The sequence below is a fragment of the Zunongwangia profunda SM-A87 genome, assembly GCF_000023465.1.
Lineage (GTDB): Bacteria > Bacteroidota > Bacteroidia > Flavobacteriales > Flavobacteriaceae > Zunongwangia > Zunongwangia profunda.
The window spans coordinates 3,431,127-3,444,623 of sequence record NC_014041.1; the positions used below are offsets into that span (position 1 = coordinate 3,431,127).

Annotated in this window: 9 protein-coding genes; all 9 read right to left on the reverse strand. The window is 36.7% G+C overall.

Features of this window, described 5'->3' with window-relative positions:
- Window position 1: 1 nt before the first annotated feature.
- A complete protein-coding gene (locus ZPR_RS15010) occupies window positions 2–658 on the reverse strand; it encodes a response regulator (RefSeq protein ID WP_013072576.1) in 657 nt (218 codons plus the stop codon).
- A complete protein-coding gene (locus ZPR_RS15015; RefSeq protein ID WP_013072577.1) occupies window positions 643–2,667 on the reverse strand; it encodes a tetratricopeptide repeat-containing sensor histidine kinase in 2,025 nt (674 codons plus the stop codon). Before ZPR_RS15015 ends, ZPR_RS15010 begins: the two co-directional genes overlap by 16 nt.
- A 114-nt stretch (window positions 2,668–2,781) precedes the next feature.
- Window positions 2,782–2,985 (reverse strand): hypothetical protein, encoded by a 204-nt coding sequence (locus ZPR_RS15020; protein ID WP_013072578.1) that lies wholly within the window; start codon window positions 2,983–2,985, stop codon window positions 2,782–2,784.
- Between the two features lie 216 nt (window positions 2,986–3,201).
- Window positions 3,202–4,053, reverse strand: a complete 852-nt coding sequence (locus ZPR_RS15025) for a M57 family metalloprotease (protein ID WP_013072579.1) — start codon at window positions 4,051–4,053, stop codon at window positions 3,202–3,204.
- A gap of 143 nt (window positions 4,054–4,196) precedes the next feature.
- Window positions 4,197–6,017, reverse strand: a complete 1,821-nt coding sequence (locus tag ZPR_RS22615) for a discoidin domain-containing protein (RefSeq protein WP_049771455.1) — start codon at window positions 6,015–6,017, stop codon at window positions 4,197–4,199.
- Between the two features lie 29 nt (window positions 6,018–6,046).
- On the reverse strand, window positions 6,047–7,468 hold the full coding sequence (locus tag ZPR_RS22620; RefSeq protein ID WP_013072581.1) for a discoidin domain-containing protein: 1,422 nt from the start codon (window positions 7,466–7,468) through the stop codon (window positions 6,047–6,049).
- A 1-nt stretch (window position 7,469) separates the two neighbouring features.
- Complete coding sequence (locus tag ZPR_RS15040; protein WP_041578973.1) at window positions 7,470–8,135, reverse strand: basic secretory protein-like protein; 666 nt, start codon at window positions 8,133–8,135, stop codon at window positions 7,470–7,472.
- Window positions 8,136–8,238: 103 nt separating this feature from the next.
- On the reverse strand, window positions 8,239–10,068 hold the full coding sequence (locus ZPR_RS15045) for a RagB/SusD family nutrient uptake outer membrane protein (protein WP_013072583.1): 1,830 nt from the start codon (window positions 10,066–10,068) through the stop codon (window positions 8,239–8,241).
- 18 nt (window positions 10,069–10,086) lie between these two features.
- Window positions 10,087–13,299: a SusC/RagA family TonB-linked outer membrane protein gene (locus ZPR_RS15050; protein ID WP_013072584.1), complete on the reverse strand. Its 3,213-nt coding sequence runs from the start codon at window positions 13,297–13,299 to the stop codon at window positions 10,087–10,089.
- Between the last annotated feature and the right edge of the window lie 198 nt (window positions 13,300–13,497).

A 13,497-nucleotide genomic window follows, 5' to 3' on the forward strand; every position in this document is an offset into this window, starting at 1 on the left:
CTTATAGAAAACCGTACTCTGCCGCTTTGTCTAAAATAGGCTTATCTCCAGATTCTTCAATTCCAAAGATTTTTCTAATATTTCGTTTCCGCTTCTCTATTGCAGCCAGAGAAAGGGGTATGTAATCTACCAGGTTCTTGGTTTTGGTTCCTTTCGACAGATAATATAAAATTTTACGGTCATTTTCGTCTAATGTAATATTTTGTGTCATTTGTGTTCTAAACAGTTCGCGAACCGTTTTACTGTAAAAAGGAATTCCGCTATTAATAGATGAAATTGCCGAACAAAGCTCTGTTGATCCCACATCACTTTTAATCATTAGGGATTCTGGATTTATGCTTCTTAGAATATTCTGTAACCTGTATTTTTCATTAAACATCGTAAGCACTATCAGTTTAGACCCTGGCGCTATTTGGCGAATCCTAACTCCTAAATCTTCCCCAGAAATTATTTTTCCATCTTTAGAAGCCGGTATTTTTATATCAAGAATAATAATATCAAAACATTTTTCTGCCTGATTGATTTGATGTAGAGCACTATCGACGGTATTAGCCGTGTGCAATAACAAGTTAAATTCGCAAGATTGTAGTGTACTTTTATAGCCTTCGATGATGATGGGATGATCGTCTACAATTAACACTTTTAAGCGCTTAGCCATATTTTCCTATTTTGGTTTATTGGTATCTCTATTTTAATAATAGTTCCTTCCCGGCCACTTTTAAAATTTATTTTACCATGAAGGTTTTGTACTCTGGATTGCATGTTCTTTAAACCAATACCTTTAACATTGGCCTTTACGTCAAAGCCATGCCCATCGTCTTTTATCATTGCCAAAAGCATATTTTCCTGTTTTCTAAAGATCACTACAACCTGTTTTGCATTGGCATATTTAGTCACATTATAGGTAGATTCCTGCATAATACGGAACAAATTAATTTTGATCTTGCTGCTTATTTTATCCCATTCTATAGCGCTGTCGTTGTTTAAAACGACTTCAAATTTACCTAAAATAGACTGCTCGTTTAACAGCTCGTTCACCAAGCTTATAAACCCAGATCGTGAATCAAAAATATTGGCGTCAAGATCATGAGAAATACTTCTTACTTCTTCCCCAAGTCGCTTTAACTCGTTTATATAATTATCACGAACTTTTATCGATTCCTTATCTATTTTATTGTTCAAACTACTTAAAATAAGACGAATACCAAATATTTTACCCAGTATACCATCGTGCAATTCGGCTGCAATACGTTTTTTTTCTTTTTGGCGACCTTCTTCCAGTTTATTTTGTTGATCAATTAATAAGTTATAGATCTCCTCGTTGGATTTTTGTTGCTGTTTTTCTAATTTCAGTTGTTTGTTTTTTATTTTTTGATGGCGAACCACAAATCCTAATATCAAAATGATTAATAAGAACGCTGAACCTAATATTATCCATTTTCGTTGCGCACTTAGATATTCATTTTGGGCAATAAATTCATCTGTTTCATATCTAATCCGGGCGAATTGATTACGGGCTGCCCTTTCTTCTTTTTGCAGGCTATCCTTAAGGGAAATATAGCGTTCCAGGTGATCATAACTACGACCTTTATCTAATCTTGCCTGTAATCGCAAAGATTCTAACAATCCATGTACATTTCCTTTTCGCTCTGCCAACATTCTTGCTTTTTCAGTATACTTCAGGGCTTTTTTCGGGTCTTTATCTTCATAGTATTCAGCAAGATGCATACTCGAAAAAATTAATCCGTTTTCATCATCAATCGACTCCCTAAGATGCGAGGCTTTAAAAAAGTCTTCGGGAAGATTTCCTTCTTTTCCTATCTTAAATTCTGCAAAAGCTTTATTATCAATAATCTTTGCATAAAGCTGTGGTTCTTTTTCAATTAGTTTAGAAAATTTTAAAGCTGCGGCATAGGCTTTTAACGCATCCTGATAACGCGCCATATTCTCATAAACTACTCCGATATTATTTAAGGTTGATGCCTTTTGATAAGTATTATCACCTAATTCCTGCTGAATTTCATAAGCTTTTGTATGGTAGGTAAGTGAATTTTCATAATCATTCATCTGATTATAAACCACGGCAAGGTTATTATAACAACGGTAAATATATTTCTTAGCACCTACAGGTTTAAGAACCTTAAGTGCTCGAATAGTGGTCACTTCGCTTCCCACATAATCTTTAACGTTTGTCTGAAGGATAGCCATATTAATTAGCAATCTTGCAGCATTAATAGGTTTATCTTTGGCAAGATAAAGATCACTTGCTTCTTGATAAGCATTATAACTTTCCCGATAACCGCCAATTTCAGAAAAAAAGAAGCCCCGATCCCAAAAAGCGCCTGCCAGTCCTATACTATCCTTTAAATTTCTAGCGTATTTAATCGCTTTCGTATTGGCCGTTAAAAACAAGGCCGAATCGATAGCCGCACCATAGTAGGACGCCTGGAGATAATTTTTCTTTTTTAGAGTATCGTTTTTTAATATTGCCGTTTGCTGTAAAAAGGTTGCGAGGTTCTTTTTACGTAATGTGATATCTAATGAATCATTTTTAAAATCATCTGATATCCTGACATCTTTAGCAGAAATTTTTTCATCTGTAGATTGATGTTGCCTACAGGATAATATCAATAAAACAATTACTATAAAAAATAAATTCTTCTTCAAAACTTGATGGTTTAAAGCCCAAATTATGAAGTGTGTTGCTTATAGTGAACGATTAAAATTTGGACGTTGATCAATTTAAGAATTTATTATCAATTATCAACGCCCTAACTTTGGCTATTCTTCTACATCTTCTTCCGGTGGGTCTCTTCTTTCCTGTTCATTTTCTTCGCGACCCGTAAAATCGTCAGAATAGGTTTCTTCAAGATCAATAATTTCAGTTTGTTGTGTAGCTTCTGGTTGAGGTAAGGATTCGGGTTCACAGGAATATGTAGTTGCCAGTAAAACCCCAAAGGTGAAAAGTGTAAATAAATTTTTCATGTGTGGTTTGTTTAAATTAGTTTATCTAATTCAGGTAACTCTCCCCCATAGGAGAAGTTATAAGAAGTCTTTGTGAGAAGAGAAAAGAGTATATAGAGCACCCGGCTTTAGGCTGCTTGCCTAATATTTAAAAGGTAGATATGGGTAATTGAATAGAAAATTGAGTTCCTACCGGGTGTTCTAGAACTAACTAAAAATTAACAATAATAAACATGTTTAGTAAAGATATTCGAGTGCAATAATATCATAGTATCCAAAGTTTCCGCTCTCGTTTGCACCAAAGCAGGCAAGCATAACTGAATCTGGATCATAACCTGTAGGTGTTCCTGGGATATGCACTGCTCCATCCGGATCAGCAGACTCTCCGCTTTGCCCACAACTTTGTCTGGAAAACCAGTCGGTATGTCTTAAACCAAGAGTATGACCGATTTCATGTGTCATCACATGCTCATTTGTTGCGGTACTGTAATTCTCCATTCCCGAAAAGATTTGCACCCATTTGTATGGATTTCCGCCTGAAGGGAATCCGGCAACACCACCGGCCTGTCCATTGGAATTTTTATATACTACAATATCATAAGCATCGTAATCAGTACCAAAGGTAAGTGTAAAAGTTAGCCCCATATCCAAAGCATTATAATTCGCTACAGCCCTTTGTAATGCCTCACGCATTTTAGAGGAAAGATTCTGACCATAGCCTGTACCGGTAAAGCCTATAATATTTATGGTTCTTGGGCTATTGACCAAATTATATGTACGATATTGTTTAGAGGTAATATCTGCTGAACTTAATTTATTCAATTGCTCTTCAGATATTGCAATATCATTTTCGATTAAAAAGGAAGCTTCCTTTTTACCTCCTGGTAAGACAAGCTCAAAGGGCTCTACGTAATCGGAATTAAGGTTTAGGTTGGCAACTTTCTCTATGATCTCTTTGGAAACTTGTTGTGAAGCCGGAGCTTCATTATTAAGCAGTTCCTGAGTTTCTGGAGTTGCATCTTCTTTTTGACATGAAGCAAACAGTAATCCAGTTGCCATCAAAACGAGTGGTAGTTTTTTTAATTTCATAAAAGTAGGTTTTTAATTATTACTCAAATTTAACCTACTATACTTCAGGTATTTGAAATTAAACCGTAGAATAATTACGGGAAACCCGTAAATAAAAATCCCCGGAAAAACTTCCGGGGATTCGAAAAATAAGCAGGACTAATTTACTCCAGACCGATAAGTCGCCATTCACTCATTTGGAAAATTGAGGAATCACCATATATATCTAATACAGTTAACTTATAATAGGTGTAAGCAGTATCGTTAGAGAAATTAAATTCTTTAGTTTTATTTCTGCTTTCGAATGACTGATCTGTACGGCTATCTAATTCATCCCAATTCTCTCCGTCATTAGATCCGGAAATCGTCCATGAAGCGGGATCCCGGGATGGAGCGTCATCACCAGAAGTTAGAGTATACCTCACCACTATTTTTGCTTCAGGCAATTCCTGTTGCATCCAAAGTCCAGATTCAAAATCAAAAGCTAAGTATTTTGAATTTGTATCACCGTCGATCAAGCTTGCAGAAGTCTCATCAGGATTACTGGTGTTTTCATTATTTACAGTAATCGTTGCATTTACGGTATAATCTACTGGCTCTGGGGCGGTAAGTGTTTCGAGTACTAATAATCTCCATTCACTTAACTGAAAATTATAATCCCCATTATATCCTGTAATATTCAATCTATAGTATAAATAGCTTATATCATTATCAAAATCGAATTCTCTTGTTTGATTTCTATCAGAGAAAGTTACGTTGGATTTTTCGTCCAATACCGTCCAGTTAGTACCGTCATTAGAGCCTAAAAGTTGCCAGGCATTAGGATCTCTAGAGGGCGCATCATTTCCAGAAGTTAAGGTATACTTATTAACGGGCTCTGGTGCGGTAAGTTGCTGTTGTAACCAAAAATCACTTTCCCCAATTATATTTTGAACATTTCCTGTAAGGTATTTAGAATTGGTATCATTATCAATCAATTTTGGAGATCCTTCATTTGCTCCTGCCCCGCTTCCATTTTCTTTACTTACGGTGATACTGGCTCCAACTGTAACATCGCGAAGTTGCGAGACAGCCTCAAAAGGATAGGCTAAATCAGGAAATGAAACACGAGCCTGCAATAATTCGTTCTCTACATCTTCTGTCCAGTTAAAAGCGCTCTCAGCTATAGGTTGAAGATCTTCTCCAGCCGCACCACTCATAAAGTGAACAAATTCTCCTAAATTCATGCTTCTTGCATAACGATCCCCATCTTTGGGAAAGTTTTGAGAAGTAATATTATAAAAATTATTCAAAAAAGAAGTTTTTCCATAAGTTTCGTAAACTGGCAGAAACCAATCCCTAAACCAGTATACACCGTTAATTTGGGTAGTTGAGTACCGATCTTTTACGGTGGTCGCTTCAGCTTCCATATCGATATTTAAGTAAGTATCGTATACAAAGATTTTATTGAATTCGTCCATCCATAAATCTTCTGCTGGAGAGCCTTCAACACCTTTAGCCGAATATTCAACCAGCTTTCCTATTTGTGAAATAATTAGCGTAGTCTTCTCTTCTTCCATTTCAGCATCATTTAAAGGAATATCAATAACTCCTCCATTTACATCAGATTCAAAGTCTGTTAAAAATTCTGCCCGATCTGTTACTCCTGTATGAAAAACAGCATATAAAATATTATTACCTACATTGTTGTAAGCACTTATAGCATTATCCCAAACATTCTGGGTAAATAGGAAAGGCCAATCTATAGCCCTATCTACGTAATCATCGTAATAAACGGCAACGTTTGTTTCATAATATTGTCGATTTAAAGACTCTTCATGGCCAAACCAGTTTTCATTAAATCCTCTGGCCGGAGCATTTGCCCCATCTGTATTTACAACAGCATCTGGCATTCCTTCAACGATACTACTATCATCTGTTTCACAGGAAGTGATCCCCACCATAAGTAAGGAACCAAGAAGTATTTTAAAAGTATTTTTTTTCATAACTCTATAGTAAAAAGTTAATTATCATTTTAGTCATTAATGTATAATAGGCTCCATTCACCTATTTGTAGATCGGTACTACCTGCATTCTCCGTTATTTTCAATTTGAAATAAGAATAGTTCATATCCTGATCGAATTGAAAAATTTTATTTTGAAAACGTTCCTCAAAAGCTATATCTGTTTGCACATCAATGCTCTCCCAGTTTTCTCCGTCTAAAGAACCTAACAACTCCCAGCTTTTAGGATCTCTTTCTGCAAAATCATTAGCAGATGAAATTGCATAAGCATTAACAGTAGTAGTCTCTTCAAAAGATAAAATCGCCTGGAAATCATCAGAATACGGTCTTAGAAAAAATTTAGTGCTTAGTAAACCATCCGTAAGTTTTAAAGATCCTTCCGGAGCATCTGCTCCATTTAAATTTTCAGCACTTACGTTTAAGGTACCTTCTAAAGCAAAATTTATCGGCTGATTCTCTTCTGGAGTTTCTGAATATTCATAATCCAATTCAGGGAAATCTTCACGAGCTTTGGTAAGTTGCTCTTCATAAATTGAGCTCCAGCCAAAAGCGATCGTTGCTTGTTCCTTAAGATTATGATTCGCAGCGCCACTCCAAAAATGAATAAACTCTCCCATATTCATTCTTCGTGAAAATCTGTTGTGAGCAGCATTTGTTGGAAAATGATCAGCTAGTAGATCATAAAAATTATTCAGCAATGCAGATTCTCCATAATTTGAGTAGATAGGATAAAACCAATTTCTAAACCACATCGTACCTGGACGAGGATAATCATCTACATTATTCATAAAATCATCATAGGTATGTTTGGCGAACTCTTCTTTTCCTATTCCTCTATAAACATCGTATACAAAAATCTCTGCCCATTTACTGTCCCCCCAAATATCCCATGCCGGATTATATTGAATGCCGTTGGTAGCACCTTCAACAATATGGCCTACTTCATGGATCATCATGCTTAAACCTAAATCTGGATCTTCTTCTTGCCATGTATAAGGCCCACAGTCTACAACATTTCTAAAGTCATGACTTTCGTCCATAAATGTTGAGGGATGCCCTCCAGAGTATTTATTGGTATGTAATATGGCATATAACTTTTTATCTTGGCCATAAGAACCGTATACGGTTTTCACATACTCCCATACATCTGAAAATGTAGTATTAGGCCATGTAATCGAACGGTCCACTTCACTATCATAATACAATGCAAGATCATCATCTTCGTAAACCAGTTGAACTAACTCTGTATGATCAAACCAATGCTCCTGCCACATAGCTGGAGCTGCATAATCGTCTTGTACTTCTTCAACTGTTTCTTCTGCTTCCTCGCGATCATCTTCAGGTGATACTTCATGCTCACTTGAGGAACATGAATTCATAAAGAAAAATAGCGTTAAAACAGAGAAAACAATATGGTATGGAAATTTGATCATATTAAATTTCAGGATTTTTTGAATATTGATCCCACAAAGAATCTATCCCTTTACCCGTAAGTTTTATCCAAGAATCCTCTGAGTATGTTTTAGATCTCATTTGTTCGTCTAGTTTATAAACAATAGCATCATCGTAATTTTCACTTAACCAAACTAAAAATCTGGCGGTAATCCGATAACTATTGGTATAACTTTGATTTTCATTAAAATCGGTTAAAGACCATCCGGCTCCCGGATTATCCACTCCATATTTAAATCGCACATAATCTGCTACACCTTCAGAAAGCCAAACTGGCCCACCACCCTGTGGGTATGACTGAATAAGATGCATCACCTCGTGCGTGATAAGATCAATATCAGTTGGTTTTTGTTTTAACCACCGGCTACTTACTGTTATTTCTCCGTTAAAAGCATAAGCCACACCTGTGTAAGAAGTATCGATATTAATGGTAATATGCTTTTGGGCACCTGGATTAAAATCTTTTAAAAGCTTTGGATAAACTGTAAATACGGTAGAAACAAATTTATCCTCGGTTCCCTCTTTTAATGTGGAATCAAAATTTTTAAAAGTAATCCTAAGATTGTCTTTAGAATATTCCTCAACTTCCTGAGCATTTACTTGGAAGTTGACAAAAAAAAGAACCATCACTAATTTTATTATTTTCATCTTTAAATATTTTAGTAGAGTTATCCGCACTTAAGTCTCCTCCCACGCAATACACGTGGGAAAGAGCCTTTGTGAATAAACTAACTCAATTCAAACTTAAAACTTACCATCCTGGATTTTGCATAATAGCAGGATTTGCATTGATTTCGTCCTGAGGAATAGGCCATAAATAATGTCTTTGATTAAATATCCTATTCTCAAAAACGACTTCATTATAAAAATTAGCTTCTTCTTCCGCGTTTATATCAAGACCATGAGCAGGTCCATCGAAATACAATTCACCATTTTTCCAGCGTCTTACATCAAAATATCTTACACTTTCAAAGGCTAGCTCTACTCTTCGCTCTTTATGAATGGCTTCGCGCATGGCATCCTGAGTACCAGGAACTGCTATACCTCCTTCACCATAACCAGGTATTCCTGCTCGTTCCCTAATCGCATTTAGATAAATAAGAATATCTGGGTTACCGGGATCTACTTCATTTAAAGCTTCGGCATAATCCAAATAGATTTCAGCCAGTCTTAACATAGGTATAGTTCGGTTTTGATTTGATCTCGCTCCCGTAATCATATTTTTACGCACAATATATCCAGTAGGAGGATAGTCGTTTCCTCCTGCTGCACGTCCAGAGTTACCATTATACCAAGTCTCTGTAATGATATTGCCCACAGAGGTAGTATTAAGCCATAAGCTATTGTTATAGGTTATCCCCACATAAAATCTAGGCTCCCTGTTTACCCACTGGTTATAGGTTGATCGTTGTGTAAAGTCATAAGGAGCTCTGAAATCAGAAAAACCAGTTTCCATAAAACCAGAATTGGGATCGTCGATTGATCGTCCATTACTCATAAAATAAGCATCGACCATCTCTTGCGTAGCACTTAATCCACCTGCACCCTTTACTTCACTATTACTAATTCCTGAATGTAAAGGCGTAACATCGTAATGATAATAAATTGTTCCTCGCGTTCTTGCATAAATAATTTCTTCATTCCAGTCTTCCAACATTACATCCCGGGTAGAAAGGTAAGGGCTAAATGATCCAGTATTATCATTTTTTCTGAATAACTGAAAGGTTCCTGGAACGAATTCGTCTATAAATGCTTTGGAAGCATTTGCAGCCTGCTGCCATTTAGAGGTTTGGACAGACTGATCTATTAATGAAGTTCCTTCTTCGTTTACTAATTCTGAATAATCGGTATTTCCATTAAATAATGGGCTTGCATTCAACAATAAAGTTTTCTCTTTTATGGCGAGTGCAAAAGGACGGCTCATCCTTCCTGCATTTTGTCCTTTAAAAGCGACACCATCAAGGCTATTGGCTGCTGCATCAAGTTCAGAAACAATATAGTCTACGCATTCCTGCATGGTATTCCTGTTTAAACCTTCAAGATCTGCATCCGGTGATATAGGTTGATCACCAATAAGTACAACTGGCCCCCACGAACGTATGAGATTATAATAGAAAAAAGCACGTAATATTCTAGCTTCAGCCACAAAACGCTCGACACGGTCTGGTGGACAATCCTGACATTTATCTATATTTTCGATAAAAGTAGAAGAGGCTCTGATTCCCCGATAGAAATTGGACCAAAGCGAGTTAACATTGCCTGTTGTGGCGTTCCAATCCCCTATATTTAAATAATTCCCCATGTGAAAGGACCAAACATATTCGGCTTCATCTGAGGCTCCTGTCCAGGGCCCAGAATGTTCTGTGGTAGTATATCGTTGAGCCATTTCATTAGGAATACGGCTATAAATATTCGCTAAATACGATTCTACATTCACTCGTTTTGCAAATGTTGCTTCAAATGTTAGGCGATCATCCGGCACCTGATCCAAAAAATCATCATTACAGGAGATCAATAACATAAATAGTAAAAGTCTTAATGTATATTTCATTTTAATAAGTTTAGATTTTGTTACGCTCATAATTCCTCGATTTTAGAATTAAAATCTAAAGTTTGTACCCAAGGATACTACCGATACGTTGGGATATTGGCCTCCGTTGTGTCCTGTACCATTATCAGTATTGAGTTCTGGATCCCATAAATCAAAATTAGTAAAGGTTAGCAGGTTAGTTCCTCTCAGATAAAATCTTACATTTCCCAGACCTATTCTTTCTGAAATAGTATTGGGTAAAGTATATCCAATTTCAGCAGTTTTAATTCTTAGAAAATTTTGATCTCTCTGCCACCAGGTACTTACCTGAGTATTATTACTTTGCCCCACTCCGGAAGATCCATAAGAAAGCCGGGGAAAAGTGGCGTATGGATTATCATTTTCTGGAGTCCATCGGTCTTCAGCAATTGCAAACAAATTACCACGACCACCATCTCCCGAGAATGGTTGTAATCCTATGCCTCTAATCTGAATATCCGCTGCATTTTGTCCCTGGAAAAACACACTTGCATCAAAACCTTTATACTGTGCACTTAAACCAAAACCGTAGGTGAGATAAGGAATATCCCCTTCACCGATTTGTTGTTGATCGTACGCATCTATACGACCATCACCATTAAGATCTTTATATTTTATATCTCCCGGCATAATTTGGCCGAACTGTTCCGAAATTCCTTCTCCATCATTAGGGGTAATAAATCCGTCTCCGTCAGTGTCATCTTCCAAAGTATATAAACGTTCGGCCACATATCCCCAACGCGCCAGTAACCCAGAACCTCTGCGATCGAGCCATGGATAGGGTTGTTGCGGTACTCCGTTTTCGATTACTTTATTTTTATTATAAGAGAAGGTTCCTCTAAAGCTCAGGCTTAATTCGTTAAAGGTTTTGTTATATTCTATTGTTCCATCAAAGCCTTTATTTTCACTATCACCTAAATTCCCGTAAGGATCACTAACAAGCCCTATATAACCAGGAACGTCGGAACGTTGTAGAAATGTTCCCTTATTGCGTTCTCTAAAGACATCAACTATTAATTTAAAGCTGTTTTCAAAAGCATTAATTTCAATCCCTAAATCTTGTTTTCTGGATTCTGCCCAGGTTACATTAACGCCTTGATAGGTTTCGGCTATTCCTCCAAAAGAAGTTCCTGCATTTTCTCCAAAACTATAGCCGTCCTCCCCGGTTTCTACCCGACTTAAATAAGCAAACCTTCCTGCTCCAGAAGCCGAACCCACCAAACCATCAGAATACCTTATTTTAAAATAATTAATAGTATTTGATATAGACTCAAAAAATTTCTCATTGGATAATACCCAACCAAAGGCTAATGAAGGAAAAAAACCGTAACGATCATTTGGACTAAAGTTTTCTGAACCGTTATAACCGGCATTAGCTTCCACGAAATATCGATTATCATAAGAATAAGTAGCCCTACCCGCAAGTCCCTGATTCCTATAAGGTATAGACCCTACAAAATCTCCAGCGAAAGCATCAACAAAGTCGGTTCTGTTAAATAATAATAAACCTGTTACCTGGTGTCTACCAAAATTGCGGTCGTAATTTAAACTCGCTTCCAGATAAAATCGGCGATTTCCTCCGTTTTCCCTGCTATAACCTAAAAAGTTCCCCCCTTCAAAAGTCTCATTAAGAATAATTTCACCATCTTCAGTATAAGGATATTCCTGATTAACATAATAAGTACTTTCTCGCTTACTCCTAATAATATAATGCTGATTAAACGCATCGAAGGAGAATAAGCCGCTTAAAGACAGGCCATCGGTTAAAAAATTTAAATCCTGGGTTAATCTTAAGTTAGAATATAACTGGTTTTTATTTTCAGAGCGATAACCACGTTTTGTAACATCAGCGTAAGGGTTTCGTAAATCTCCATTCGGACTTATTCCGGGAACATACCCTCCGGGATATAACACAGGATACTCAACAGGTGGAACGAGCATTGCCTGAGTAAAAACAGAATTCGCTCCTGTTCCAGACGGATTATTACCATTAAATGTAGGCCAGTAGGGATAGTTACCATCCGAGATATATCCTTGCACTCCCAAGTGTGCTTTTGTTGTGGACGTAATATCTACCGTAAGGTTAGAGGTGAAATTATATCTTTTATATTTTGTATTCGAATCATAATCTTCCAAGCCGTCAGTTGTAAACATTCCTTTTTCATCATAATAACCGATAGAAATATAATACTTGGCAGCTTCTGCCCCTCCGCTTACATTAGTGGAAATACGACGATTACGACCAAAATCATTGAATATTTCTTCAAACCAGTCCACATTAGGATACAATAACGGATCATAATTATTCGCTGTCCGTTCTATTGTTTCCTGAGTATATCTGGCCGGTTGGCCTCTAGTGGTTAAGGCCTCATTAGCAAGTTCCATATACATTACCCCATCAGCTAAATCTGGCATACGGGTAAAGGTGGAAATCCCTTCATTATAATCTACAGATATTTGAGGTTTTCCCAACTCGCCTTTCTTTGTTTCAATTAAGATCACTCCATTTGCTCCTCGTATACCATAAACAGCAGTGGCAGATGCATCTTTTAATACTGTAAAAGACTCGATATCCCGAGGATCGAGGTTATCTAAAGAACGTTGCACTCCGTCCACCAATATTAGTGGAGCATTACCACCGCTAATATTGCTAATTCCTCTAATCCAGATATCTGCTCCATCATAACCAGATAACCCCGAACGTTGTACACCGGTTAAACCGGCAACTCTTCCCGCCAGCATTGTGGACAAATTAGCGACCGGTTGTTGTAGTTCGGCCGGCTCTATAGTAGATTGTGCCCCTACTACACTAATTTTCTTTTGTTTACCATAGCCTACAAGAACCACCTCATCTAATGATTGTAGATCGTTTTTCATGGATACGTCCAGAACGGATCTTCCATCTACAGCTTGTTCCAGGGGATTCATACCTACATAAGTGAATACTAATGTCGCTCCTTCTTTCACCGTAATGGTATAATTACCATCGAAATCTGTTTGCGTTCCATTTTGTGTTCCCTTTTCCATTACCGAAACTGCCGGTAAAGGCATCGAATTGTTATCTGTCACCGTACCTGAAACAGTAATCGTTCCCTGTCCATAAAAATTCTGGACATTCAGAGTCATTAAAAAAAGAAGTAATAACGCGCTTTTAGGAATCTGCAGTAAAGCATTATCCTTAAAACCACAGATTTTGTTAAAACTTGCTTTCCACCCTTTTTGTAAGAGTAATTGTTTTTCCATGCTTAGTTAGTTTTAAAATTAACATAAAATCAACTAAAATATTTTAGTTAATCGTTTTAGCCAAGAAAATACAATAATTCCACACATTCAAGTAAAAAGTTAATTTTAACATAATTAATTATTAATATTATAAAAAGCTAAATACGTAATTACTGAAATTTTAAAATCAAGAACATCGTAAAATTAAACCCTCAATGA